Genomic DNA, 23,474 nt, shown 5'->3' with positions numbered 1-23,474 from the left:
TCAACCACTTGCGCTTTCGATCTCTCGTCAGCGGGAGGCGAATTCTACAGCGTTACACGCTGCTGTCAACACCTCTTTTTCAACTCCCTTTCGGCTTCGATGACCTGAAGCAACCCGCTGTCGAAACCTGCGTAACTCGTTGTTTACCAAGGAGTTTTCCGTTTCGACTGCGCCGGAAGTGGGGCGAATTATAGACATCTGAAATCTGCCGTCAAGCGCTGATTTTACTTTTCGATCAATAACTTGCAAGAAGCCCGAAACAGGCCCGTTTTCTACTTATATAGAGGCGTGAAACACGCCCGCTATATAGAAGGAACCCCTCAGAGCACCCCTGCGCTCTTGAAAGCAGCCACTGCACTCGCATCCAGCCCCAACACCCGCTGCAAGACCTCAAGCGTATGCTCACCCAGTAATGGCGGAGCATTACGGTATTCAACCGGCGTCTCGGACAGTCGAATCGGGCTCGCCACCTGCGGGACCATCCCGGCCAGCACATGAGGGAGCTCGATCGCCAACCCGCGCGCCTTGACCTGAGGATCCTCAAACATCTGCGCCAGATCATTAATAGGTCCACACGGTACGCCAGCCTGCTCCAACTGCAGCACCCACTCCGCAGTCGTCTTGAACACGGTTGCCTGGCGGATCAGTGGAATCAGAAGCGCCCGATTGGCAACCCGCAACTTGTTGGTGGCAAAACGCGGATCATCTGCCCACTGAGGCTGACCCGCCACTTCAGCAAACTTGCGGAACTGCCCGTCATTCCCCACGGTAAGGATGAAATCGCCATCCGCTGTAGGAAAGTCCTGATAAGGCACGATGTTCGGATGAGCATTGCCCAAGCGCTTCGGAGCGACGCCTGTCGTCAGGTAGTTCATCGCCTGGTTGGCCAGGCATGCCACCTGAACATCCAGGAGCGCCATGTCGATATGCTGACCGCCCCCCTCATGATCCCGGTGCGCAAGCGCTGCAAGGATCGCCACCGTCGAGTAGAGTCCGGTCAAGATGTCCGTCAGCGCCACACCGACCTTCACCGGCCCAGCCCCCTCATCCCCCTCAGGCCGACCGGTCAGGCTCATCAGCCCGCCCAACCCCTGGATCATGAAGTCATAACCCGCACGCTTGGCGTACGGCCCTGTCTGACCAAACCCGGTAATCGAGCAATAGATGAGATTCGGATTGATCGCCTTGAGCGTTTCGTAATCCAGCCCATAAGCCGCCAGACCACCGACCTTGAAGTTCTCGATCAGGATGTCTGACTTGGACGCCAGATCACGGACCAGCTTCTGCCCTTCCGGGCGCGTGAAGTCGATGGTGACCGATTGCTTGTTGCGATTGGCCGACAAGTAATAGGCGGCCTCGCTGGTGTTCTCGCCATAGGCGTCTTTAAGAAAGGGAGGGCCCCAGGCGCGCGTGTCATCGCCATTGCCCGGGCGCTCGACCTTGATGACATCGACACCAAGGTCCGCCAGGATCTGCCCGGCCCATGGCCCGGCCAGCACCCGCGATAAATCCAGTACCCGTAGATGCGAAAGCGCGCCCATGGCCGTTCTCCTATTAATAGAACGCCTGGATGCCAGTCTGCGCGCGACCGAGGATCAGCGCGTGGACGTCATGCGTACCCTCATAGGTATTCACCACTTCCAGATTGACCAGGTGGCGAGCCACGCCGAATTCATCGGAGATACCGTTGCCACCCAGCATGTCGCGCGCCATCCGTGCGATGTCCAGAGACTTGCCGCAGGAGTTGCGCTTCATCATCGAAGTGATCTCGACCGCCGCAGTCCCTTCATCTTTCATACGGCCCAAACGCAGGCAACCTTGCAGCGCCATGGTGATTTCGGTCTGCATGTCGGCCAGTTTCTTCTGGATCAACTGGGTAGCCGCCAAAGGACGACCGAATTGCTGACGATCCAGGGTGTACTGGCGAGCGGTGTGCCAGCAGAACTCAGCCGCACCCAGCGCGCCCCAGGAGATGCCATAACGGGCCGAGTTGAGGCACGTGAACGGACCTTTCAAGCCACGGACGTCCGGGAAAATGTTCTCTTCAGGCACAAACACGTTGTCCATGACGATTTCGCCAGTGATCGATGCACGAAGGCCGACCTTGCCGTGAATCGCCGGAGCGCTCAGGCCTTTCCAGCCCTTCTCCAGCACGAAGCCACGGATGTCGCCCGCATCGTCTTTACCCCAAACCACAAACACATCGGCGATCGGGCTGTTGGTGATCCACATCTTGCTGCCGGTCAGGCTGTAACCGCCTTCCACTTTGCGTGCACGGGTAATCATCGCGCCCGGGTCGGAACCGTGGTTAGGCTCAGTCAGACCGAAGCAGCCGATCCACTCCCCGGAAGCCAGTTTCGGCAGGTATTTCTGTTTCTGAGCTTCGGTGCCGAACTCATTGATTGGCACCATCACCAGCGAGGACTGCACACTCATCATCGAGCGATAGCCGGAGTCGACGCGCTCGACTTCACGAGCGATCAGACCGTAGCTCACGTAATTCAAGCCGCTGCCACCGTACTGCTCAGGAATCGTCGCGCCCAACAGGCCGACTTCACCCATCTCGCGGAAAATCGCCGGGTCGGTCTTTTCATGGCGGAAAGCTTCAAGAACGCGCGGTGCGAGCTTCTGCTGAGCGAATTGCGCAGCAGTGTCGCGGATCATGCGCTCTTCTTCGGTGAGCTGTTGATCCAGCAGCAGGGGATCGATCCAGTTGAAGCTAGCTTTACCGCCCATGAGTGTGTCCTCTCGAATCGGGTCAAATAACGTGGACTGATCCTAGGCCGGGTTCGGCGTCACGGCAAACGAGGATTTCGCATACTGTTGTGCTAATTTCTCACTCCGAAACATCGTGAAATGCCGTTTATGCGATGTATTAGTGAGGTTGACGTACATGCGCAGGAAAATACCCAGCACCACCGCCCTGATCAGCTTTGAAGCCGCCGCGCGCCACGAGAGCTTTACCAAGGCCGCCCAGGAGCTTTCGCTGACCCAAGGTGCAATTTGCCGGCAAATCGCCAGCCTTGAAGAATTCCTCAGCGTGGAACTGTTCCGACGCTCGCGACGGGGCGTTAAGCTGACGGAAGCCGGGCTTTCCTACAGCCGGCGGGTCGCCACCCAACTCGACGCCGTCGAACGGGACACCTTGTCCGTGATGGGCCAACAGGGCGCCAACGTGATCGAATTGGCGGTCGTGCCGACTTTCGGCACTCAATGGCTGTTGCCACGGCTCAAGGACTTCCAGAAAAAACACCCGGAGGTGACGGTCAACCTCACAAACCGCACGCGACCTTTTCTGTTTGCCGATACCGATTTCGACGCCGCCATCTACTTCGGCGACGCGGATTGGTCGGGTACCGAATCCCACAGGCTGATGGGTGAAAATCCGATGCCGGTGTGCAGCCCCAACGTGCTTGGGAATAAGACACACCTCAGCGCCAGTGAAATCGCTGAGCTCCCGCTGCTTCAACAAACCACGCGCCCCTACGCCTGGCGTCAATGGTTCAACGCTCAACTCCTGAACATCCCCCGCGACATGACAGGGCCGCGCTACGAGCTATTCTCAATGCTGTCCCAAGCCGCGATGCACGACATGGGGATCGCGTTGATTCCGCCGTTTCTGATTCAACGGGAACTGGCGGAGAAGCGCCTGGTGATCGCCAACCCCCAGGCACTCTCCAGCATCAAGGCGTATTACCTGATGATTCCCGAGAGAAAGGTCGAATCAGCCTCATTGAAGGCATTTCGGGACTGGCTGATCCATCAGGCACACAGCTACAACCCAGAAGGTTAAAGGGTTCAGCTTTTAATTGACTTCGTAGTCAGAAAAATAAAAGCCCTACAGATATAACTATATGTCGCATATTCGCAGACTGTATCAAGACGGTGCACAAACTTCCCAGAAGCGCCTGAAGACGTGGCTTTGAGCCTCTAATTCAGCGAAATGACGCTTCATTCACGGTAACGATTTGTAATTTATGAAAATCAGGAAAAAACCCCTACACACCCCGTACTGAAAGGGCTTGAGCCGAATACTTGCGACATTCGGTCACGGGGTGACTTGTAGTTAATTTTCCGTCACCCGTCATAATCCCTTGAAGGGCGTAAAGTTCGCCTGCAAAATGCCGCGCCCCGCCTTGATTTGGTGGGATCGTGCTGATCGGCCGCCCCAGCCGCACCATCCGTAGTGCCTGGGTTTACTCAATAAGATCACGCAGGAGATTTGACGTGCACATTGGTGTTCCTCTCGAAACCCAGACGGGTGAAACACGGGTTGCTGCAACCCCGGAAACCATCAAGAAGCTGATCGGCCAGGGTCATAAGGTCACTGTGCAAAGCGGCGCCGGCATCAATGCCAGTGTTGTCGACAGTGCCTATGAAGCGGCAGGCGCAACGATTGGCAGCGCCAACGATGCGTTTGGTGCCGAGCTGATTCTCAAGGTGGTCGCCCCCAGCGACAGCGAGCTGGCGCTGATAAAGAGCGGCACCGTTGTGGTGGGCATGCTCAACCCGTTCAGCAATGAAACCATCGCCAAGCTGGCCGAATGCGGCATTACCGCCTTCGCGCTGGAAGCGGCACCTCGTACCTCCCGCGCCCAGAGCCTGGATGTGCTGTCGTCCCAGGCGAACATTGCGGGCTATAAAGCCGTGTTGCTGGCCGCTCACCACTATCCGCGCTTCATGCCGATGCTGATGACAGCCGCGGGCACCGTGAAAGCGGCGCGCGTGCTGATTCTGGGCGCCGGTGTGGCTGGCTTGCAGGCGATTGCCACGGCAAAACGCCTGGGTGCAGTGATCGAAGCGTCTGACGTACGTCCTGCGGTAAAAGAGCAGATCGAATCCCTCGGCGCCAAGTTCGTCGACGTGCCTTACGAGACCGATGAAGAGCGTGAATGCGCCGTCGGTGTCGGCGGTTACGCACGCCCGATGCCGGCCAGCTGGATGCAGCGTCAGGCACTGGCTGTGCACGAGCGCGCCAAGCAGGCTGACATTGTCATCACCACCGCACTGATCCCGGGTCGCAAGGCGCCGACGCTGCTGAGCGCCGAAACCGTGGCGCAAATGAAGCCTGGCTCGGTGGTCATCGACCTCGCGGCAGCCCAAGGCGGCAACTGCCCGCTGACCGTGGCGGATCAGGTGGTGGTCGAGAATGGCGTGACCATTTGCGGCCCGACCAACCTGGCCGGCGCAGTCGCGGCGGACGCTTCGGCGCTGTACGCCCGCAACCTGCTGGACTTCATGAAACTGTTGTTCGATAAAGAAGGACAACTGGTGATCAACCTTGAAGACGATATCGTCGCTGCGTGCCTGATGTGCCGCGACGGCCAGATCGTGCGCAAGAACGGCTGAGGATAAAAACAATGGAAGACATGCTGATCTCTCACGGTATCTACAACCTGATCATCTTCGTGCTGGCCATCTATGTTGGCTACCACGTGGTCTGGAACGTGACTCCTGCACTGCACACCCCATTGATGGCGGTCACTAACGCCATCTCGGCCATCGTGATCGTCGGTGCCATGCTCGCCGCCGCCCTCACCGTGACCCCGCTGGGCAAAACCATGGGCACCCTGGCCGTGGCACTGGCCGCGGTCAACGTGTTCGGTGGCTTCCTGGTAACCCGCCGCATGCTGGAAATGTTCAAGAAGAAAGCGGCGAAAGCTCCGGCAGCCAAGGCCGAAGCAGTCAAGGCTGAGGTGCAGCAAGCATGAGCATGAACCTGGTTACGTCCCTGTATTTGATCGCCTCGGTCTGCTTCATCCAGGCGCTCAAGGGTCTCTCGCACCCCACTACATCGCGTCGCGGCAACCTGTTCGGCATGCTCGGCATGGGCCTGGCGATCCTCACCACGGTCGGCCTGATCTACAAACTCGGTGCCGAGCTGGCCCATGACGGCATCGTCTACGTGATCGTCGGCCTGTTGATCGGCGGCACTGTCGGCTCGATCATGGCCAAACGCGTTGAAATGACCAAAATGCCGGAGCTGGTCGCTTTCATGCACAGCATGATCGGCCTGGCAGCCGTGTTCATCGCCGTGGCTGCCGTGGTCGAGCCGCAGTCGCTGGGCATCGTCCAGCAACTCGGTGACGCGATCCCGGCCGGTAACCGCCTGGAGCTGTTCCTCGGTGCCGCCATTGGTGCAATCACCTTCTCCGGATCGGTGATCGCGTTCGGCAAGCTCTCGGGCAAGTACAAGTTCCGCCTGTTCCAGGGTGCGCCGGTACAGTTCACGGGCCAGCACAAGCTGAACCTGCTGATTGGCCTCGCCACGCTGGCATTGGGCGTGACGTTCATGCTCACCGGCGACTACACCGCTTTCACCGTAATGCTGGCCCTGGCTTTCGTGCTCGGCGTGCTGATCATCATCCCGATTGGCGGCGCCGACATGCCGGTCGTGGTATCGATGCTCAACAGCTATTCCGGCTGGGCAGCTGCGGGTATCGGCTTTTCGCTGAACAACTCGATGCTGATCATTGCGGGCTCGCTGGTCGGCTCGTCCGGTGCGATCCTCTCGTACATCATGTGCAAGGCGATGAACCGCTCCTTCTTTAATGTGCTGCTCGGTGGTTTCGGCAACACAGTCGATGCCGGTCCTGCTGGCGCCAAGGAAGCCCGCCCGGTGAAATCCGGTTCGGCTGACGACGCGACCTTCCTGCTGACCAACGCCGACACCGTGATCATCGTTCCGGGCTACGGCCTGGCAGTAGCACGGGCGCAGCACGCGCTGAAGGAGTTGACCGAGAAGCTGACCCACCGTGGCGTGACCGTGAAGTACGCGATCCACCCGGTCGCCGGTCGTATGCCTGGCCACATGAACGTCTTGCTGGCCGAGGCCGAAGTGCCTTATGACCAGGTGTTCGAGATGGAAGACATCAACTCCGAGTTCGGCCAGGCCGATGTGGTGTTGGTGCTCGGCGCGAACGACGTGGTCAACCCGGCCGCGAAGAACGATCCGAAATCGCCGATTGCCGGCATGCCGATTCTCGAGGCCTTCAAAGCCAAGACCATCATCGTCAACAAGCGCTCGATGGCCAGCGGCTATGCCGGTCTGGACAACGAACTGTTCTACCTCGACAAAACCATGATGGTTTTTGGCGATGCCAAGAAAGTCATCGAAGACATGGTTAAAGCTGTCGAGTAATTGACCTCGGTTACCTGAACGCCCCGACTCGTCGGGGCGTTTTTGTTTGCGTCTGTTACGGATCCGGTAAAGGTGTTTTGTCCGAAAACCCCTGAATAGAGGGCTCTAATGCGACCTTGGTAGCGGGACGGGCACCCGGCAAATTCACTAGACTGCGAACCTTGCTTTCGTTACCCGAGATAACAATCCATGTACCGTGATCGTATTCGCTTGCCTTCGTTGTTGGATAAGGTGATGAGCGCCGCTGACGCTGCCGCTCTGATTGAGGACGGCATGACCGTCGGCATGAGTGGTTTCACTCGCGCCGGCGAAGCCAAAGCCGTGCCTCATGCATTGGCCGAGCGCGCCAAGATCACCCCGCTGAAAATCACGTTGATGACCGGCGCGAGCCTGGGCAACGACCTCGATAAGCAGCTCACCGAAGCCGGCGTTCTTTCCCGACGCATGCCCTTCCAGGTCGACAGCACCTTGCGCAAGGCGATCAACGCCGGCGAAGTGATGTTCATCGACCAGCACCTCTCGGAAACCGTAGAGCAACTGCGCAATCAGCAGCTCAAACTGCCGGACATCGCGGTCATTGAGGCGGTGGCCATTACCGAGCAAGGCCATATCGTGCCCACCACGTCGGTGGGCAACTCGGCCAGCTTCGCGATTTTCGCCAAACACGTGATCGTCGAGATCAACCTGGCGCATAACGCAAACCTCGAAGGTCTGCACGACATCTATATCCCGACCTATCGCCCAACGCGCACGCCCATCCCTCTGGTGAAAGTCGACGATCGCATTGGCAGCACCGCCATTCCGATTCCGCCGGAAAAAATCGTCGCGATCGTGATCACCAACCAGCCCGACTCGCCATCGACCGTGCTGCCGCCGGACGTTGACACTCAGGCCATCGCCGATCACTTGATCGACTTCTTCAAGCAGGAAGTGGCTGCCGGGCGCATGACCAACAAGCTGGGTCCGTTGCAGGCCGGTATCGGCACCATCGCTAACTCGGTCATGTGCGGCCTGATCGATTCGCCGTTCGAAGACCTGACGATGTACTCCGAGGTGCTTCAGGATTCGACCTTCGACCTGATTGACGCCGGCAAGCTGAGCTTTGCGTCGGGCAGCTCGATTACCCTGTCGGCCCGGCGCAACACCGACGTTTTCGGCAATCTGGAGCGCTACAAAGACAAGCTGATCCTGCGCCCACAGGAAATTTCCAACCACCCGGAAGTGGTACGCCGGCTCGGCATCATCGGCATCAATACGGCGCTGGAGTTCGATCTGTACGGCAACGTCAACTCCACCCACGTGTGCGGCACGCGGATGATGAATGGCATCGGTGGCTCGGGCGACTTTGCGCGCAATGCGCATCTGGCTATTTTCGTCACCAAATCGATCGCCAAGGGCGGCGCGATCTCCAGCGTAGTGCCGATGGTCAGCCACGTTGACCACACGGAACATGACGTCGACATCCTCGTCACCGAAATAGGCCTGGCGGACTTGCGCGGCCTGGCCCCCCGGGAACGCGCTCGGGTGATCATCGACAATTGTGTGCACCCGGACTATCGCCAGGCCCTGAATGATTACTTCACAGCCGCATGTGCGGTGGGCGGTCACACGCCTCACATCCTTCGTGATGCCCTGAGCTGGCACATCAACCTGGAAGAAAAGGGCCGGATGTTACTGGGGTAATTGGTACAGATATCAGCTGGTGCAAACACAGTTTCGCCAGCTGACGATTGTTTTTGGATTTTCTGTTTAAAACTGTACTGCTGTACCGGTCATTTCCTACCGAATCTGCCTACTCCCTTTTACCAAATCCGCCAAAATGCACCATTAAGGTGCCGACAAGTACAGTTGCCTCAATTTAGACCAGTACACCCCCTTCAAACAGTTAACTGAGCTCTCACAATACAGATGAACTGTATCTACAGAGACTAGGCAAACGAGAGGATCATGGGCACCAGTTAAACCACTACCTAATCCCGCCACAAGCGGAAGGATGAAAACCATGGAACGTACACTCAGTTCCGAACTGTTCTTCGAAGACACCGCTGCAAAATCCCAGGCTTCCATGCCTCTTCGCGTTATCGCCAACCTGATGTTGTGGCAGCGCCGCATGTCCAGCCGCCACCAATTGGCCCGCTTGGATTCGCGTCTGCTGGCTGACGCCGGGATTAGCGAAGCACAACGCTACGAAGAGCTGAGCAAGCCGTTCTGGCGCTAACTTAGCGTCGCTGGCTCTGACCTGCAGGTCCACCGCCAGCAACCCGAATTGGACAAACAAGACCCGTCGTGGGAAACCACGGCGGGTTTTGTCGTTTTGGCCGCTGGAAACGCCAATACAATTGGATAGACGAGCAACAAGTACAGTTTTATATAAACCAAAACTGAACCAGTACAATTTTCTGTTGGTGTGTCTGTTGCGGGCATTCGGCCAAGGTCACCATGAATCACCGACCGCTCTGCCAAAGGACTGCACCATGAATCACGTAATACAGGACGTATCCATTCCCTCCCCAAAGACAAAATCCCGTTTGCGCTGGCTTCACGCCGTATTGAAGGCGCTCGCCCACAGCCTGGAAACAGCCAGGACCCGACGATTGCTGGGGCAGCTCAATGAGCGAGAGCTTTCGGATTTGGGCATTAGCCATGCGGATCGAGCCAACGAATTGGATAAACCCTTCTGGCGCTAACGCGCTACTGGTACAGACGGGACTGTTCGAATCGCTGCCCGCAGGCCTAATATCGAACCGGAACGTGGCGAACCCTGCGCTATAGGCGTCTGATCCAATAGTTACCGCGCCACCTCTCACTCGGCTTATCAAAAGGAGTTACACCATGTCCCGTCTTCGTCTGCTCAGCGCTGCAGCCCTGCTTGCCGTGGCTGCCAATTCCCACGCCACCAGCTTTATCGTGACCACCGACGCGGTCGTTGGCGCCCTCAAATCCAGTTCCGACGCAACGTCCGATGTCACGTCCTCCTTTCATGACGACAAGATTGTTCTTGCCGCTCGTGATGACGCGGCCAGTTTCGTCGCCAGTGAAGGCAGCATTCGTGGCGTGAAACTGGAAAGCGCCCTCGACCACATTCGCCACCAGGCTCCGCAGCTGAAGGCGACGGATGCACAACTCGCACAAGCGATCCTGACGATCTAAGCGGTCGACCAGACAGGGGACACGCCTGCCGTGTCCCGATGTTTCGGCGCTGGCTCTAAACCGGGCGTTACGCTAGCCTTGGGACTCGCTCTCAGCTATCGAGTCCCATGCGTTTTCTTCCAAATCTGTTGATCATCCCCGTATTCGCCACAGCCTGCTGGGCGAGCTCGGCTCGTGCCTACGACGCCTTCAATCTCTCGACGCAAGGCATCGTCGCCACGGGTTACGCCTCAAGCATGGTGACCTCCGCCCCCTTCGACCATAAACTGCTGCTCGCCGCTCAGGATGACGCGGCAACGTTCATTGCCACTGACGGCCAACTGAGAGGAGCACAACTGGAATCCGCCCTTGTTTATCTGCGTCGGACCCAGCCAAAACTTCATGCAAGCGACCTTGAACTGGCGCAAGCAATTCTCGTCCAATAGTTATCCTTTGTTTCTCCGGAGTCGTTCCATGCGTAATCCACTGATTGCTGCCTCGCTTGGCCTGCTGTTGTTGGCCGACGTGGCCCAGGCGCACACCCTGGTAGCCACCAGTAACATCCTCATCAACGCTACCCGACGGACCCTCGATTTCACCTCCGATACCACGACGTCCATCCGTGACTCGAAGATCGTTCGTGAAGCCCACGACGATGCGGCCAGCTTCGTCGCCAGCGACGGCGATATTCGGGGTGCGCACCTGGAGGCCGCCTTCAATACGTTGCGGACCCGCGTGCCGGAAGCTCGCGATGCCAGCGACCAGGTGCTCGCCGAAGCCATCCTCGCACTGTGAAGTTCTCAGCTGCCTGGCTGCTGGCCGGGGTCTTGTTGCTGCTAGGCAACCCGGCCCAGGCCGGCTTGCAGCTGCACCTCAAGACCGACGGTTTGAGCCCCGCGCAACAACAGGCCAGCCAGGCGCTGCTCGATGAAGCCATGCAGGCGTTGCCGCCGCGGTTCATCGAGCAACTGGACCGACGCATCGACGTCGGCTGGACCGATGACATGCCAAGCAATGCCTATGGCGAGGCATCTCTGGTGTCCGAACTCGACCTGAATCGCAAGCTGCTCGCCAGCCTCACCGATGGCAGCGCCGCCACCAAGAAGACGTATCGTCCCCACGGCACCGTACGCCAGGAAATGCTCGCCACGGTGCTGCACGAACTCACACACATTTACGACCGCGCACGCCTGTGGCCGGACGCAGAACGCAAGCTCATTCAAAGCTGTACCCGACGCACCAGCAGTGCAGGGCTGATAGGTATTCCCGACCAATGTCGCGGCCAGGCCGATCGTCGCTTCACATTGAGCGACGACCCGCGCCTGCTTGATCTGGCCGGCTGGCAGCAATATGTCGGCCGTCGGGGTGAACGCGAACAGCACAATCGGCAAATCGCCCGCAGCCCGGACATCTACGAAACCACCAGCCCCAAGGAGTTCGTCGCGGTCAACATGGAGTATTTCCTCCTCGACCCGAGCTACGACTGCCGCCGTCCTGCGCTGTACCGCTACTACAAGGAACATTTCGGCTGGGCCCCCGCCGCCAAAACCACGTGCGCCAAATCCTTCGCGTTCCTCAACGCTGGCAACGATTTCGCCAAACAACCCCTTGGCGAGGTCGATCCGGAGCGGGTTTACGCCGTCGATTATCTGCTGGCCGAAGCGAACCAGAACTGGGTCAGCCGCTGGGGCCATAGCATGCTGCGGCTGGTGATCTGTGCACCGGGCCGACCTCGTGGCCCGGACTGCCGTCTCGATCTGGATCAGCACCTGGTGTTGTCCTACCGCGCCTTCGTCGGTGACGTTCAACTGTCGAGTTGGGACGGACTGGTGGGAAAATATCCGTCACGCCTGTTTGTACTGCCCCTGTCCCAGGTGATCGACGAGTACACCAAGACCGAACTGCGTAGCCTGGCCTCGGTACCGTTGAACCTGTCGCGTACCGAAATCGAAGGCGTTGTCGAACATGCTGCCGAGATGCACTGGAGTTACGACGGCAACTATTTCTTCCTGTCCAACAATTGCGCTGTGGAAGAGCTGAAATTACTACGCAGCGGCACCAACAATGCGCGACTGGTCGGCCTGGACAACATCATGCCCAATGGCTTGCTGGAAGTGCTCAAAGGCCGAGGGCTGGCGGACACCAGCGTACTGGACAACCCGCGTGAAGCACTGCGCCTGGGATATCGCTTTGACTCCTTCCGTGATCGCTATCAAGCGATGTTCGAGGTGCTGAAGAAGCACTTGCCGATCAAACAGGAAACCGTGGAAGACTGGATGGCATTGAAATCTGAAGAACGCCGCCAGTGGTTCGATCAGGCTGACCTGCGCACCAGTGCGGCATTGCTGCTATTGGAGCAAGCGAGTTTCCGTCAACAATTGCTGCTGGCCCAGGACGAAGTCAAACAGCGCTATTTGGGCGCCCGGGAATTGAAGAACGGCGGGATGGACAAGGCCAACGCGACCTTAAAGGAAATTCTTGCCAACAGTGGTTTCCTCAGCCGTCCGGCCGAGTTGCTCGGTACCGGCGGATACGGATTGCCACAGCCAAACGAATGGCAAAATCTGGAATCGGAAAGCAGCCTGCGACAAAAGCAACTTCAAGCGCTGACCGGCGATCTGGACAAGGAAGTAAGAGCGTTGCTTGAACCCGGCCGAGCGGCCGAAATGGCAGCCAATGAGGCCAACCTGAAGCTGGTTGGCGAGCATTTACGGAAGTTGCACAAGGCGTCGGGGGGATTGGAATTACCCTGAGTTCACCGGTCGCCGGTGTAGCAGCTGCCGAGGAACAAGGCTGCGTTGGGCTGCGCAGCGGCCCCGAAGGGCGGTCCTGCGGACACGCAACGCAGCCTCGTTCCTCGGCAGCTGCTACACAGGGCGAATCAGGTTGCGAAGATTTAGAGCACGCCCTCGAGGATTTCATAAACAATCCCGGTGCCTACGGCGATCAGCACAATGTCGCCTCCCGCACGGCGCCATTCGTAGCCTTGGTAATACGGCAGATGCGACAGCGCGCGGTTATCCAGGCGCTCGCCATAATAGCCATGAGGCAACGGCCGGCCACGGACCAGATGTATGCCCGGGGGTGGTGGAGCACCGCGTACGAAGTAACCGTGATTGTCGTGAATGCTCTGGCGCACCGGGCCAAAATCACGTGGCGGCGGGCCACCGCGATGGTTGTCCTGCGGGCCACGGTGATCATCACCATGGTTGTTGTTGCCATGATTATCGTATTGGCCCTGCTGCGGGCCGCCGTGGTCGTGATCGTCGCGTTGATCGGCGCTGGCGTGCAGCAACGGGGTCGCACTCAACATCAGCACACCCAGGCTGGCAATCAGACGTTTCGGCATTTTCATCAGGTCTTTCCTCACTGCACATACAGCAAAAAGGGCTTCAGAACGTAGTCCTGAAGCCCTCGGTCTTGCTGGTTAGTCTGTACCGTGAGGCGCTAATTCCTCTGTATCAGAAACTTTACCTTCAGCTGACCCGCGCCTTACGCACGCCTTCTGCCAGCGCCGAGCACAAGCCCAGTACGCCATCGATCGCCTGCTCCGGCGTCGAGGCATTGGCGATGTGATCGATCAGCGCCGAACCCACCACCACACCATCGGCCAGGCGTGCGATGGACGCCGCTTGCTCCGGTGTACGAATGCCGAAGCCGATGCTGATCGGCAGTTCGGTGTGGCGACGCAAACGCGCCACCGCTTCTTCCACATGTTCCAGCGTTGCCGCACCGGCACCGGTCACACCGGCTACGGACACGTAGTAAACGAAACCGGAGCTGCCGTTCAACACGGTGGGCAGGCGCACGTCGTCGGTGGTTGGAGTGGTCAGGCGGATGAAGTCCAGGCCAGCGGCTTGAGCCGGGTCGCACAGCTCAGCGTTATGTTCCGGCGGCATGTCGACCACGATCAAGCCATCCACACCCGCTTCTTTCGCGTCGGCAATGAAGCGCGGCACGCCGTACATGTGAATCGGGTTGAAGTAGCCCATCAGCACCAACGGGGTCTCGGTATTGCCTTCACGGAACTCGCGAACCATTTGCAGGGTTTTCACCAGGTTCTGTTTGGCACCCAGGGCGCGGATGTTGGCCAGCTGAATCGCCGGACCATCAGCCATCGGGTCGGTGAACGGCATGCCGAGTTCGATCACATCGGCGCCAGCAGCAGGCAAGCCTTTGAGGATCGCCAAGGATGTGTCGTAACTCGGGTCGCCAGCGGTCACGAAGGTCACCAGGGCGGCGCGGTTCTGTTCCTTGAGTTCGGCAAAGCGGGTTTGCAGGCGGCTCATCAGTGTTTCTCCTGCTGGGATTGGGCGTTTTCCATGTGATGCATCACGGTTTGCATGTCTTTGTCGCCACGGCCGGACAGGTTGACCACCATCAGGTGATCCTTCGGCAGGGTCGGTGCACGTTTAAACACTTCGGCCAAGGCGTGGGCGCTTTCCAGTGCAGGAATAATCCCTTCCAGGCGGCAGCATTTGTGGAATGCGTCGAGGGCTTCGTCGTCAGTCACCGAGGTGTACTGAACGCGACCGATGTCGTGCAACCAAGCGTGTTCCGGGCCAATGCCTGGGTAGTCGAGGCCGGCGGAAATCGAGTGGGCGTCGATGATCTGGCCATCGTCGTCTTGCAGCAGGAAGGTGCGGTTGCCGTGCAGCACGCCAGGCACGCCGCCATTCAGGCTTGCCGCGTGCTTGCCGGTTTCGATGCCGTAACCCGCCGCTTCAACGCCGATGATCTCGACATTTTTGTCGTCGAGGAACGGATGGAACAGGCCCATGGCGTTGGAGCCGCCACCGATGCACGCCACCAGGCTGTCGGGCAGACGGCCTTCCTGGGCTTGCAACTGATCGCGGGTTTCCTTGCCGATCACCGCCTGGAAGTCGCGGACCATCGCCGGGTAAGGGTGCGGGCCGGCAACGGTACCGATCAGGTAGAAGGTATTGTCGACGTTGGTTACCCAGTCACGCAGGGCTTCGTTCATCGCGTCTTTCAAGGTGCCGGTGCCGGCCACGACCGGGATCACTTCGGCGCCCAGCAGCTTCATGCGAAATACGTTGGCTTGCTGACGCTCGATATCAGTGGTGCCCATGTAGATCACACAGTCGAGACCGAAACGTGCCGCCACGGTGGCCGTCGCCACGCCGTGCATGCCGGCGCCAGTCTCGGCGATGATGCGTTTCTTGCCCATGCGACGCGCCAGCAGGATCTGGCCGATGCAGTTGTTGATCTTGTGCGCGCCGGTGTGGTTCAGCTCTTCACGCTTGAGGTAGATCTTGGCGCCGCCGCAGAACTCGGTCAGACGCTCGGCGTAATACAGAGGGCTTGGACGACCGACGTAGTCGCGCTGGAAGTAGGCCAATTCCTCTTTGAAGGCCGGATCTTCCTTGGCCAGGTCGTATTCCCGGGCCAGGTCCAGGACCAACGGCATCAGGGTTTCGGCGACATAACGGCCGCCGAACGAACCGAACATGCCGTTGGTGTCGGGGCCGGTGCGCAGATTAGTCTGGGTCATGGGTCGCTCCAGTTGAATGCTTGAGATGACAATGGGGCCTACTCTACCCCTGACGTCACAGGCTGAAAACCGATAAGATCGCCACAATATGTCAGGAAAACTCACAGATCAAATGAGCCATGACCTTCCTCCGCTAAATGCCCTTCGTGCCTTTGAAGCCACTGCACGCCTGAACAGCGTCAGTCGGGCTGCCGAACAGCTGCACGTGACCCACGGTGCCGTCAGCCGGCAGCTGAAAGTATTGGAAGAACACCTTGGCGTGAGCCTTTTTATCAAGGACGGGCGCGGCCTTAAACTCACAGATGCCGGCGTGCGTTTGCGCGATGCCAGTGGCGAAGCTTTCGAACGTCTGCGCACCGTGTGTGCCGAGCTGACCCAAAGCACCGCCGACGCCCCGTTCGTGCTCGGCTGCTCGGGAAGCTTGTTGGCGCGCTGGTTTATTCCACGATTGGGGCGGTTGAATGCGGATCTGCCGGACTTGCGTCTGCACTTGTCGGCCGGTGAAGGTGATCTCGACCCGCGCAAGCCCGGGCTGGACGCGTTGCTCGTGTTTGCCGAGCCACCCTGGCCGGCAGACATGCAGGTTTACACCCTGGCCAGCGAACGGATCGGCCCGGTGATGAGCCCGCGCTTTGTCGCTTACCCGCGATTCGAAAATGCACCGGCCAGCGCATTGCTCACCGAACCGTTGCTGCACACGACCTCGCGACCCCAAGCCTGGCCGAGCTGGGCACAGCAAAGCGGCCTCGACGCCAAGGCGTTGAAGTACGGTCAGGGGTTTGAGCATTTGTATTATTTGCTGGAAGCAGCCGTAGCCGGGTTGGGGGTTGCGATTGCGCCTGAACCCTTGGTGGCCGAGGACTTGAAGGCCGGTCGCCTGGTTGCGCCATGGGGTTTCAGTGAAACCCCGGCGCAACTGGCGTTGTGGCTACCCAAGCGAGCTGCGGATGGGCGCGCTCTACAACTGGCGCATTGGCTCAAAAACGAGCTGTGCCAAGCGGATTAGTGCTCGCGCTTGCACAGCAGGTAAGCGGCGAGCAGACCCAACGCACCCACTGCGACCCCGGCTGTCGTCCAAGGGTGTTCCTGCGCGTAGTCCCGAGTGGCGATCCCGGTTTCGCGGGTTTTGACTTTGACTTCTTCATACGCATCGCTGAGCAGATGGCGGGAATGCTTCAGCGCGTTCTCGGCGTTGCTTTTCAACGCCTTCAAGGTTTTGCGCGACTCGTCCGAAGCATCGTCTTTCAGGTTTTCCAGCGACTTCAGCAGACTCTCGATCTCGGCTTCCATGCTTTGCAATGAGGCTTTACGTAAAGAGGTGTTGGCCATGGTGGCTCTCCTGCATTGATTGAGTTGCGTGTGTTGGTTGGGACTTCAGGGGTTCGAGAAAGTGCAGTAAATATGAACTTCCCTGTGGGATTGGCCGACAGAAGTAATACGGAAAATCACTGCTAGTCTGTATTTCACACCCCAAGGAGAACGCCATGACTGACCATCACACCTACAAAAAAGTCGAGCTGGTCGGCTCGTCCACCACCAGCATTGAAGATGCCATCAACAACGCATTGGCCGAGGCCAGCAAAAGCATCAAGCATCTGGAATGGTTTGAGGTGACCGAAACCCGTGGGCACATCAAGGACGGCAAGGCGGCCCACTTTCAGGTGACGCTCAAGGTCGGGTTCCGAATTGCCAGCAGCTGAGTTTGGGCTACTCTTCTGAACTTGCGCGCTGGCCGAATGCCATAGGGAATGGCAAAGCGCTACATGATTAACATCCGGCCAATGGCGGGATGCTCCCTTTGATCCGACCAGGTAATGCGACCGATGAAGAAGTTTATTTTGGCGGTAGGTTTATTGAGCCTTGCGGGGACTGCCTTTGCCGAAGGCAAGTCGTGCGAAGAGCTGAAAGCTGAAATTGCCGCGAAACTGGATGCCAAAGGCGTTTCTGGTTATTCACTGGAAATCGTCGACAAAGGCGCAGCGGCCGGCGGGAAAATCGTCGGAAAATGTGAAAAGGGCACCAAGGCAATTGTCTACAAGAAGTAGGTTGATTCTTTCGCACACATAAAAAAGCCGACACGAAAGCGTCGGCTGTTTTTGTGGGCGCTGTTTTGAGCGTCAGCCCTTCATGACCTGCGCCAGCAGTTCGTAGGAATGCACGCGATCGGCGTGTTCATACAGGTCGCAGGTAAAAATCAGCTCATCGGCCTGGGTCTGCTCGATCAACACCTCCAGTTTGGCCCGGATTTTCTGCGGGCTACCCACCATCGCCAATCCCAGGAAATCGCCCACCGCTTCTTTTTCATGCGGCAACCACAGGCCGTCCATGGTTTTGACCGGCGGACGTTGCACCAGGCTCTGGCCACGCATCAATGCGAGGATGCGCTGATAGACCGAGGTCGCCAGGTAGTCAGCCTGCTCGTCGGTGTCGGCGGCGACCAACGGCACACCGAGCATCACATAGGGCTTATCCAGTATTGCCGACGGCTTGAAGTGATTGCGGTAGACGCGAATCGCCTCATGCATGAAGCGCGGGGCGAAATGTGATGCGAAGGCGTAGGGCAAACCTCGCTCGCCGGCCAGCTGTGCACTGAACAGACTGGAGCCCAGCAGCCAGATCGGGACATTGGTGCCCGTACCCGGCATCGCGATGATGCGTTGATCCGGCGTGCGCGGGCCGAGGTAGCGCACCAGTTCGGCCACGTCTTCAGGGAAATCATCGGCGCTGCCGGAGCGTTCACGACGCAAGGCGCGGGCGGTCATCTGATCAGAGCCGGGGGCGCGGCCCAGACCTAGGTCGATCCGGCCGGGGTAGAGGCTTTCAAGCGTGCCGAACTGCTCGGCGATCACCAGCGGCGCGTGGTTGGGCAACATCACCCCACCAGAACCGACGCGTATGGTCGAGGTGCCGCCGGCCAGGTAACCAAGCAAGACCGAGGTCGCGGAACTGGCGATGCCGTCCATGTTGTGGTGTTCGGCCACCCAGAAGCGGTTATAGCCGAATTTTTCGACGTGCTGCGCCAGGTCCAGCGAGTTGCGCAGCGACTGGGCCGCGCTTCCATTCGCCCGCACGGGCACCAGATCGAGGGTCGAAAACTTGATATCGGACAGTTGTTTCATAAACCTGCTTCTCCAATTGAGTGAGCAGGTTTTTTCTTGCGAACGAAAACCTGCCGAATCCATGAGCGTGTTCATGCAATGAGGGCATATACCCGAGTTTCAATAGCCGAGGTGAAATTTCCTACGAAATTGGTAGGACAATTCAGATCGGGTGAACTTTGCGCCACCGTCTATCCTCAGAACCCTAGCAACCGAAAACCACAAAGGCGCGACCCTCGCGCCGGATCTTGAGGAGGCAGGCATGGCTATTACCAAGAAAGCATCGGCTCATTGGGCTGGTGATCTGAAAACCGGCATCGGCTCGATTTCCACCGAGACAGGGGTACTCAGAGAAGCCCCCTACGGTTTCAAGGCGCGCTTTGAGGGCGGCAAAGGCACCAATCCGGAAGAACTGATCGGCGCAGCCCATGCAGGCTGCTTCTCCATGGCGTTTTCAATGATTCTCGGCGATGCCGGCCTCAAGGCAGAGAGCATCGACACCCAGGCTGAAGTCACCCTGGATCAAGTGGACGGCGGTTTTGCGATTACGGCGGTGAAATTGATCCTCAAGGCGAAAATTCCCGGGGCGACCCAGGCGCAATTCGAGGACTTGAGTAACAAGGCGAAGGAAGGCTGCCCGGTGTCCAAGGTACTGAATGCGAAAATCAGCCTGGATGCGACGCTGGTCAGTTGATTTTCGTTAAGGTTTGATCTGGCGGTGAATGTGACGACGCCATCGCGAGCAGGCTCGCTCCCACATTGGATCTGTGTCGAACGCAAATCCCATGTGGGAGTGAGCCTGCTCGCGATAGCAACTTTATAAACGACAAAACGGATCCTGCAGGTGAGCGAAATCAGAACTCGCCTGGCAAAACTGTGGTCGAATAAATGACAGCAGCGAAAAAGCGCAGGACCCTGCGCGCTGCCTCAAGGGAGCTTCAACCATGAAACGTTTTGCCTTGGCGGTTATCGGTTGCGCACTGGCCACATCGGCACTCGCAGCACCGAAACCCTGTGAAGAACTCAAGGCCGAGATCGAAGCCAAGATCCAGGCCCAAGGGGTCACTTCCTATACCCTGGAGATTGTCACCAATGACGAAGTGCACGATCAGAACATGGTCGTTGGCTCGTGCGAAAATGGCACCAAGAAGATCATCTACCAGAAAAACGATCGCTGATGTTCCTCACATGAGGCAGTAGGATTCCCGATCTTCGGCGACGATCTCCCGCTTCGCGTTGTATAGCCGGGCGCCCGGGGTAAACGCTATCGATTGGCCAACCAGCACGTAGCGCTGGCCGGCTTCGAAATGATCGTATTGGATGGTCAGGTAGCACAGCCGTTCCGTAGGTCCGTCCATCATCAACCCCCCGCCACCGGGCACTTCAAAGTCGAATCGAACAATCAGTTCATGGCTACCGGGTGCGACTTCGAAAAAACGCCCGTCGCGTAATCGCTGCTTGTCCAGGCGTTCGGCCATCAACAACTTATCGTTGGGAAAGGGTGTAGAAAAGTCGACCCAGGCCATCTGCGGATTAGCCGCCGGCAACGGGCTCTGGCAGCCGGCCACAACACTTGCAGCGAGCAACAGCATCAACCTGCGCATGATGAATGTCCCGAGGATTGGTCATTCAGCATAACGCCGATCAGGTGCGTTGACAGCCTGCCGGTGTGCCTCGACCCACCATTTTTCGTTGTTGGTCATAGAGCTTTGCCCACGGCCGAAAGCCGATATTCCCCGCTTGCAGCTCATACCGCTCACCGGCGTTGAAATCCTTGAATTTCACATTCAGCTGGCAATCACGCCATATCGGCTCGGCATCGGGACCGATGTTGGTGGGTTGGACTGCGAACTGGTAGCGCACCGTCAGCTCATGGCTGCCGGGCTGTACTTCAAAAAAACGTTTGTCGTCGGCGACTTTGTTATCGACCTCCAGCGCTTGCAGGGCCGTATCTTCCTGCTTCGATTCCAGGTCGATCCACGCTTGAGACGGATCGTGATGGGGTAATCCGAAACCAGCACAGCCTGTCAACATCAACAGGCCTCCCGTCAGCATCATCTTGCGCATAGCGGAGCTCCAGTCAGGCGGGATAGTCTTGCGGGCAGACTCTCCATGGATGATTTTATTTTGATCAGGCCGCGTCCAAGCCTTGGGTTACTTGATCGCGTTTTGCGCGTTTTGTTTCCGGGTGCGTTGTTTTTGTTACTCAACGGTTGTGCCAGCGTCAGCTATTACGGTCAATTGGCCAGCGGCCAACTGCAATTGCTGCGCGCCCGGGAGCCGGTCGCCGAGGTGATTGCCGATCCGTCTCGCGATCAGAAATTGCGTGCGCACCTGGCCCAATCGCAAAAGGCCCGGGCGTTTGCCAGCCAGCAGCTGCATCTGCCGGATAACCAGAGTTACCGTTTGTACGCTGACATTGGCCGACCGTTCGTAGTCTGGAACGTGTTCGCCACGCAGGAATTTTCCCTGACACCGCAAAGCCATTGTTTTCCGATCGCCGGTTGCGTGGCCTATCGCGGCTACTACAGCCAAAGCGCCGCCCGCGGCGAGGCGGCGTTGCTGCGATTGCAGGGCATGGACGTGTCGACCGGCGGAGTTGAGGCGTATTCGACGCTTGGCTGGTTCAACGATCCGATCATCAGTTCGATGATGGGTTGGGGTGACGAGCGCTTGGCCACGCTGATTTTTCACGAATTGGCGCACCAGCGCTTTTATGTGAAGGACGACACCGAATTCAACGAGTCATTCGCGACCTTTGTGGAACAGGAAGGCACTCGGCAATGGCGCGCCTATCGTGGGTTGCCGCCGGACAACGATGCACAGGCACAGCATCGAGACCAGTTCACTCAGCTGATTCTGAATACACGCACCCGGCTCGAGCAGCTGTACGCCTTGCCGTTGCCCCATGACCAAATGCGCCAGCGCAAAGCGGCGGAGTTCGAACGATTGCGCAGCGAGTACCGAAAAATGCGCGACAGCCAATGGGCCGGGGACAAACGCTACGACGCGTGGATCAACGCGCCGATGAACAATGCCCGGTTGTTGCCATTTGGTCTGTACGACCAGTGGGTGCCGGCGTTCGCGGCGTTGTTCCGGCAAACGGGTGGGGATTGGGTGGTGTTTTATGCCGAAGTGGAGAAGCTTGGCGAATTGCCGGGGGATAAGCGCAAAGCGGCATTGAAAACGTTGGCGGAATCGAAAATATCCGCTGGTTGAACGGGCCTCTTCGCGGGCAAGCCTCGCTCCTACACGATTAGTGTCGATCACAAATCTTCTGTAGGAGCGAGGCTTGGTCTGGGCGGCATTCCGACGAAGGCGTATTGACTAGCGCCGCAAAAACGCCTGATGCATCTCGTCCAGTGTTTCGAAGTGATACGCCGGCGCTTCTGCGCTCAATTCTTCCCGGCTACCAAACCCGTACCCTACCGCCGCCGCGTCCAGTCCATTGCTGCGTGCGCCGATCAGGTCGTGTTTGCGGTCGCCGATCATCAGGGTGTTGGCCGGGTCCAGGCCTTCTTCTTTCATCAGGTGGGCGATCAGCTCGACTTTATTGGTCCGCGTGCCATCCAGTTCGCTGCCATAAATCACTTTGAAGTGTTTGGCAAAATCGAAGTGCCGAGCGATTTCCCGGGCGAACACCCATGGCTTGGAGGTCGCGATGTACAGCTGCCGACCTTGCTCGCTCAGGGTTTCCAGCAGCGGCGTGACACCGTCGAACACGCGGTTTTCGTACAGCCCCGTCACCTTGAAACGCTCACGGTAGAAGTTGACCGCCTCCCAGGCTTTGGCCTCATCGAACTCGTAGAACTGCATGAACGCCTGCAACAGCGGCGGGCCGATAAAGTGTTCGAGTTTGGTCAGGTCGGGCTCGTCGATGCCCAGTTTGCCCAGGGCGAACTGGATGGAACGGGTGATGCCCTCGCGCGGGTCGGTCAGGGTGCCATCGAGGTCGAACAAAACGGTTTGGTAATGCATGTTGAATCCTGAATAAGAATGCCGGGGTCAGCGTTGGTCGTAGCCTTCGGCCAGATGCAGGTCCTTGAGCTTCACGTAGTTCGCCGCGCTGTAAGTGAAAAAGGCTTTTTCCTTGTCCGTCAGCGGGCGAATCTGTTTCACCGGGCTGCCCACATAAAGGAAGCCGCTTTCCAGGCGCTTCCCCGGCGGCACCAGGCTGCCGGCACCGATGATTACATCGTCGTCGACCATCGCGCCGTCCATGACGATGCTGCCCATGCCGATCAGCACCCGGCTGCCTACGCTGCAACCGTGCAGCATGACTTTATGCGCGATGGTCACATCGTCGCCAATCAGCAGCGGGAAGCCGTCAGGGTTGAATGGCCCGGCGTGGGTGATGTGCAACACGCAGCCGTCCTGGACACTGGTGCGCGCACCGATGCGGATGCGGTGCATGTCGCCGCGGATCACCGTCAGCGGCCAGACAGAGCTGTCTTCGCCGATTTCAACGTCGCCGATCACCACCGCCGAACAGTCGACAAAAGCGCCGTTGCCGAGCAGCGGCGTGTGGTTCTGATACTTGCGAAGGGACACGATAGGTTCTCTCTCTGTCGCTGATAGCTGCGGTCGGTGT

28 protein-coding genes are annotated in these 23,474 nt (G+C 58.4%); 17 read left to right on the top strand and 11 right to left on the bottom strand.

Going from position 1 to position 23,474, the window contains the following annotated elements; all coding sequences use genetic code 11:
* Window positions 1-320 precede the first annotated feature (320 nt).
* The gene (locus EJA72_RS03235) at window positions 321-1,541 is read right to left on the bottom strand and encodes a CaiB/BaiF CoA-transferase family protein (protein WP_157710095.1); all 1,221 of its coding nucleotides are present in this window, start codon (window positions 1,539-1,541) and stop codon (window positions 321-323) included.
* 13 nt (window positions 1,542-1,554) lie between these two features.
* Window positions 1,555-2,736, bottom strand: coding sequence for an acyl-CoA dehydrogenase (locus EJA72_RS03230; RefSeq protein ID WP_157710094.1), 1,182 nt, complete (start codon window positions 2,734-2,736; stop codon window positions 1,555-1,557).
* Between the two features lie 157 nt (window positions 2,737-2,893).
* Here EJA72_RS03230 and EJA72_RS03225 point away from each other — a divergent pair, with 157 nt between their 5' ends.
* The 11 genes from EJA72_RS03225 to EJA72_RS03175 all read left to right on the top strand — a co-directional run bounded on the left by EJA72_RS03225 (window position 2,894) and on the right by EJA72_RS03175 (window position 13,023).
* On the top strand, window positions 2,894-3,793 hold the full coding sequence (locus tag EJA72_RS03225; RefSeq protein ID WP_157710093.1) for a LysR family transcriptional regulator: 900 nt from the start codon (window positions 2,894-2,896) through the stop codon (window positions 3,791-3,793).
* A 434-nt stretch (window positions 3,794-4,227) separates the two neighbouring features.
* Window positions 4,228-5,349 (top strand): Re/Si-specific NAD(P)(+) transhydrogenase subunit alpha, encoded by a 1,122-nt coding sequence (locus EJA72_RS03220; RefSeq protein ID WP_178129010.1) that lies wholly within the window; start codon window positions 4,228-4,230, stop codon window positions 5,347-5,349.
* Window positions 5,350-5,360: 11 nt separating this feature from the next.
* Window positions 5,361-5,711, top strand: a complete 351-nt coding sequence (locus EJA72_RS03215; RefSeq protein ID WP_053152987.1) for an NAD(P) transhydrogenase subunit alpha — start codon at window positions 5,361-5,363, stop codon at window positions 5,709-5,711.
* On the top strand, window positions 5,708-7,141 hold the full coding sequence (locus EJA72_RS03210) for an NAD(P)(+) transhydrogenase (Re/Si-specific) subunit beta (RefSeq protein ID WP_157710092.1): 1,434 nt from the start codon (window positions 5,708-5,710) through the stop codon (window positions 7,139-7,141). The genes EJA72_RS03215 and EJA72_RS03210 overlap by 4 nt, the downstream gene beginning before the upstream one ends.
* A gap of 189 nt (window positions 7,142-7,330) precedes the next feature.
* Window positions 7,331-8,824 (top strand): acetyl-CoA hydrolase/transferase family protein, encoded by a 1,494-nt coding sequence (locus EJA72_RS03205; protein ID WP_157710091.1) that lies wholly within the window; start codon window positions 7,331-7,333, stop codon window positions 8,822-8,824.
* A 319-nt stretch (window positions 8,825-9,143) separates the two neighbouring features.
* Window positions 9,144-9,359, top strand: a complete 216-nt coding sequence (locus EJA72_RS03200) for a DUF1127 domain-containing protein (RefSeq protein ID WP_157710090.1) — start codon at window positions 9,144-9,146, stop codon at window positions 9,357-9,359.
* A 256-nt stretch (window positions 9,360-9,615) separates the two neighbouring features.
* Window positions 9,616-9,828 carry a DUF1127 domain-containing protein gene (locus EJA72_RS03195; protein ID WP_157710089.1) on the top strand — a complete coding sequence of 71 codons (213 nt, stop codon included), beginning with the start codon at window positions 9,616-9,618 and terminating at the stop codon, window positions 9,826-9,828.
* Window positions 9,829-9,973: 145 nt separating this feature from the next.
* Entirely contained in the window at window positions 9,974-10,291 is a 318-nt protein-coding gene (locus tag EJA72_RS03190; protein ID WP_157710088.1) for a DUF2388 domain-containing protein, read from the top strand.
* A 107-nt stretch (window positions 10,292-10,398) separates the two neighbouring features.
* The gene (locus EJA72_RS03185; protein WP_157710087.1) at window positions 10,399-10,716 is read left to right on the top strand and encodes a DUF2388 domain-containing protein; all 318 of its coding nucleotides are present in this window, start codon (window positions 10,399-10,401) and stop codon (window positions 10,714-10,716) included.
* Between the two features lie 28 nt (window positions 10,717-10,744).
* Window positions 10,745-11,065 (top strand): DUF2388 domain-containing protein, encoded by a 321-nt coding sequence (locus EJA72_RS03180; protein ID WP_157710086.1) that lies wholly within the window; start codon window positions 10,745-10,747, stop codon window positions 11,063-11,065.
* The gene (locus EJA72_RS03175; RefSeq protein ID WP_178129008.1) at window positions 11,062-13,023 is read left to right on the top strand and encodes a DUF4105 domain-containing protein; all 1,962 of its coding nucleotides are present in this window, start codon (window positions 11,062-11,064) and stop codon (window positions 13,021-13,023) included. Before EJA72_RS03180 ends, EJA72_RS03175 begins: the two co-directional genes overlap by 4 nt.
* A gap of 143 nt (window positions 13,024-13,166) precedes the next feature.
* On the opposite strand, the gene EJA72_RS03170 is transcribed toward EJA72_RS03175, so the two are convergent.
* The 3 genes from EJA72_RS03170 to trpB all read right to left on the bottom strand — a co-directional run bounded on the left by EJA72_RS03170 (window position 13,167) and on the right by trpB (window position 15,785).
* Entirely contained in the window at window positions 13,167-13,625 is a 459-nt protein-coding gene (locus EJA72_RS03170; RefSeq protein ID WP_157710085.1) for an anti-virulence regulator CigR family protein, read from the bottom strand.
* Window positions 13,626-13,746: 121 nt separating this feature from the next.
* Window positions 13,747-14,559: a tryptophan synthase subunit alpha gene (trpA, locus tag EJA72_RS03165; protein ID WP_157710084.1), complete on the bottom strand. Its 813-nt coding sequence runs from the start codon at window positions 14,557-14,559 to the stop codon at window positions 13,747-13,749.
* Window positions 14,559-15,785 (bottom strand): tryptophan synthase subunit beta, encoded by a 1,227-nt coding sequence (gene trpB / locus EJA72_RS03160; protein WP_157710083.1) that lies wholly within the window; start codon window positions 15,783-15,785, stop codon window positions 14,559-14,561. Before trpB ends, trpA begins: the two co-directional genes overlap by 1 nt.
* A gap of 112 nt (window positions 15,786-15,897) precedes the next feature.
* Here trpB and EJA72_RS03155 point away from each other — a divergent pair, with 112 nt between their 5' ends.
* Complete coding sequence (locus tag EJA72_RS03155; protein WP_157710082.1) at window positions 15,898-16,791, top strand: LysR family transcriptional regulator; 894 nt, start codon at window positions 15,898-15,900, stop codon at window positions 16,789-16,791.
* Here the strand turns inward: EJA72_RS03155 and EJA72_RS03150 are convergent.
* Complete coding sequence (locus EJA72_RS03150) at window positions 16,788-17,114, bottom strand: YqjD family protein (RefSeq protein ID WP_157710081.1); 327 nt, start codon at window positions 17,112-17,114, stop codon at window positions 16,788-16,790. The genes EJA72_RS03155 and EJA72_RS03150 overlap by 4 nt on opposite strands.
* Window positions 17,115-17,269: 155 nt before the next feature.
* Here EJA72_RS03150 and EJA72_RS03145 point away from each other — a divergent pair, with 155 nt between their 5' ends.
* Together EJA72_RS03145 and EJA72_RS03140 are read left to right on the top strand one after the other, a co-directional pair.
* The gene (locus EJA72_RS03145; protein ID WP_157710080.1) at window positions 17,270-17,485 is read left to right on the top strand and encodes a dodecin; all 216 of its coding nucleotides are present in this window, start codon (window positions 17,270-17,272) and stop codon (window positions 17,483-17,485) included.
* A 123-nt stretch (window positions 17,486-17,608) separates the two neighbouring features.
* Window positions 17,609-17,830 carry a DUF1161 domain-containing protein gene (locus tag EJA72_RS03140; protein ID WP_157710079.1) on the top strand — a complete coding sequence of 74 codons (222 nt, stop codon included), beginning with the start codon at window positions 17,609-17,611 and terminating at the stop codon, window positions 17,828-17,830.
* A gap of 72 nt (window positions 17,831-17,902) precedes the next feature.
* Here EJA72_RS03140 and EJA72_RS03135 read toward each other — a convergent pair whose 3' ends face one another.
* Window positions 17,903-18,904, bottom strand: coding sequence for an LLM class flavin-dependent oxidoreductase (locus EJA72_RS03135; protein WP_157710078.1), 1,002 nt, complete (start codon window positions 18,902-18,904; stop codon window positions 17,903-17,905).
* A gap of 241 nt (window positions 18,905-19,145) precedes the next feature.
* On the opposite strand from EJA72_RS03135, the gene EJA72_RS03130 reads away from it, so the two are divergent.
* Together EJA72_RS03130 and EJA72_RS03125 are read left to right on the top strand one after the other, a co-directional pair.
* The gene (locus tag EJA72_RS03130) at window positions 19,146-19,577 is read left to right on the top strand and encodes an OsmC family protein (protein ID WP_157710077.1); all 432 of its coding nucleotides are present in this window, start codon (window positions 19,146-19,148) and stop codon (window positions 19,575-19,577) included.
* Between the two features lie 250 nt (window positions 19,578-19,827).
* A complete protein-coding gene (locus EJA72_RS03125; RefSeq protein WP_157710076.1) occupies window positions 19,828-20,061 on the top strand; it encodes a DUF1161 domain-containing protein in 234 nt (77 codons plus the stop codon).
* Between the two features lie 6 nt (window positions 20,062-20,067).
* Here the strand turns inward: EJA72_RS03125 and EJA72_RS03120 are convergent, their stop codons facing one another.
* The gene (locus EJA72_RS03120) at window positions 20,068-20,487 is read right to left on the bottom strand and encodes a hypothetical protein (protein ID WP_157710075.1); all 420 of its coding nucleotides are present in this window, start codon (window positions 20,485-20,487) and stop codon (window positions 20,068-20,070) included.
* A 40-nt stretch (window positions 20,488-20,527) separates the two neighbouring features.
* Window positions 20,528-20,950: a hypothetical protein gene (locus tag EJA72_RS03115; RefSeq protein WP_157710074.1), complete on the bottom strand. Its 423-nt coding sequence runs from the start codon at window positions 20,948-20,950 to the stop codon at window positions 20,528-20,530.
* Between the two features lie 60 nt (window positions 20,951-21,010).
* Here EJA72_RS03115 and EJA72_RS03110 point away from each other — a divergent pair, with 60 nt between their 5' ends.
* Window positions 21,011-22,102 (top strand): aminopeptidase, encoded by a 1,092-nt coding sequence (locus EJA72_RS03110; protein ID WP_157710101.1) that lies wholly within the window; start codon window positions 21,011-21,013, stop codon window positions 22,100-22,102.
* Window positions 22,103-22,210: 108 nt separating this feature from the next.
* On the opposite strand, the gene EJA72_RS03105 is transcribed toward EJA72_RS03110, so the two are convergent.
* Both EJA72_RS03105 and EJA72_RS03100 read right to left on the bottom strand, forming a co-directional pair.
* Window positions 22,211-22,861: an HAD family hydrolase gene (locus EJA72_RS03105; protein ID WP_157710073.1), complete on the bottom strand. Its 651-nt coding sequence runs from the start codon at window positions 22,859-22,861 to the stop codon at window positions 22,211-22,213.
* Between the two features lie 27 nt (window positions 22,862-22,888).
* Window positions 22,889-23,434, bottom strand: coding sequence for a gamma carbonic anhydrase family protein (locus tag EJA72_RS03100; protein ID WP_178129006.1), 546 nt, complete (start codon window positions 23,432-23,434; stop codon window positions 22,889-22,891).
* Window positions 23,435-23,474 lie beyond the last annotated feature (40 nt).

It is taken from the genome of Pseudomonas sp. PB120, assembly GCF_009761815.1.
GTDB lineage: Bacteria > Pseudomonadota > Gammaproteobacteria > Pseudomonadales > Pseudomonadaceae > Aquipseudomonas.
The sequence above is the reverse complement of the archived record's forward strand: the minus strand, read 5'-3'. Positions and strand labels throughout refer to the sequence as shown.

Bases quoted from the DNA above. Each gene is read 5' to 3' on its own strand.
- EJA72_RS03235 (WP_157710095.1), bottom strand. From the start codon at position 1,541: ATGGGCGCGCTTTCGCATCTACGGGTACTGGATTTATCGCGGGTGCTG.
- EJA72_RS03230 (WP_157710094.1), bottom strand. From the start codon at position 2,736: ATGGGCGGTAAAGCTAGCTTCAACTGGATCGATCCCCTGCTGCTGGAT.
- EJA72_RS03225 (WP_157710093.1), top strand. From the start codon at position 2,894: ATGCGCAGGAAAATACCCAGCACCACCGCCCTGATCAGCTTTGAAGCC.
- EJA72_RS03215 (WP_053152987.1), top strand. From the start codon at position 5,361: ATGGAAGACATGCTGATCTCTCACGGTATCTACAACCTGATCATCTTC.
- EJA72_RS03210 (WP_157710092.1), top strand. From the start codon at position 5,708: ATGAGCATGAACCTGGTTACGTCCCTGTATTTGATCGCCTCGGTCTGC.
- EJA72_RS03205 (WP_157710091.1), top strand. From the start codon at position 7,331: ATGTACCGTGATCGTATTCGCTTGCCTTCGTTGTTGGATAAGGTGATG.
- EJA72_RS03200 (WP_157710090.1), top strand. From the start codon at position 9,144: ATGGAACGTACACTCAGTTCCGAACTGTTCTTCGAAGACACCGCTGCA.
- EJA72_RS03195 (WP_157710089.1), top strand. From the start codon at position 9,616: ATGAATCACGTAATACAGGACGTATCCATTCCCTCCCCAAAGACAAAA.
- EJA72_RS03190 (WP_157710088.1), top strand. From the start codon at position 9,974: ATGTCCCGTCTTCGTCTGCTCAGCGCTGCAGCCCTGCTTGCCGTGGCT.
- EJA72_RS03185 (WP_157710087.1), top strand. From the start codon at position 10,399: ATGCGTTTTCTTCCAAATCTGTTGATCATCCCCGTATTCGCCACAGCC.
- EJA72_RS03180 (WP_157710086.1), top strand. From the start codon at position 10,745: ATGCGTAATCCACTGATTGCTGCCTCGCTTGGCCTGCTGTTGTTGGCC.
- EJA72_RS03170 (WP_157710085.1), bottom strand. From the start codon at position 13,625: ATGAAAATGCCGAAACGTCTGATTGCCAGCCTGGGTGTGCTGATGTTG.
- trpA (WP_157710084.1), bottom strand. From the start codon at position 14,559: ATGAGCCGCCTGCAAACCCGCTTTGCCGAACTCAAGGAACAGAACCGC.
- trpB (WP_157710083.1), bottom strand. From the start codon at position 15,785: ATGACCCAGACTAATCTGCGCACCGGCCCCGACACCAACGGCATGTTC.
- EJA72_RS03155 (WP_157710082.1), top strand. From the start codon at position 15,898: ATGAGCCATGACCTTCCTCCGCTAAATGCCCTTCGTGCCTTTGAAGCC.
- EJA72_RS03150 (WP_157710081.1), bottom strand. From the start codon at position 17,114: ATGGCCAACACCTCTTTACGTAAAGCCTCATTGCAAAGCATGGAAGCC.
- EJA72_RS03145 (WP_157710080.1), top strand. From the start codon at position 17,270: ATGACTGACCATCACACCTACAAAAAAGTCGAGCTGGTCGGCTCGTCC.
- EJA72_RS03140 (WP_157710079.1), top strand. From the start codon at position 17,609: ATGAAGAAGTTTATTTTGGCGGTAGGTTTATTGAGCCTTGCGGGGACT.
- EJA72_RS03135 (WP_157710078.1), bottom strand. From the start codon at position 18,904: ATGAAACAACTGTCCGATATCAAGTTTTCGACCCTCGATCTGGTGCCC.
- EJA72_RS03130 (WP_157710077.1), top strand. From the start codon at position 19,146: ATGGCTATTACCAAGAAAGCATCGGCTCATTGGGCTGGTGATCTGAAA.
- EJA72_RS03125 (WP_157710076.1), top strand. From the start codon at position 19,828: ATGAAACGTTTTGCCTTGGCGGTTATCGGTTGCGCACTGGCCACATCG.
- EJA72_RS03120 (WP_157710075.1), bottom strand. From the start codon at position 20,487: ATGCGCAGGTTGATGCTGTTGCTCGCTGCAAGTGTTGTGGCCGGCTGC.
- EJA72_RS03115 (WP_157710074.1), bottom strand. From the start codon at position 20,950: ATGCGCAAGATGATGCTGACGGGAGGCCTGTTGATGTTGACAGGCTGT.
- EJA72_RS03105 (WP_157710073.1), bottom strand. From the start codon at position 22,861: ATGCATTACCAAACCGTTTTGTTCGACCTCGATGGCACCCTGACCGAC.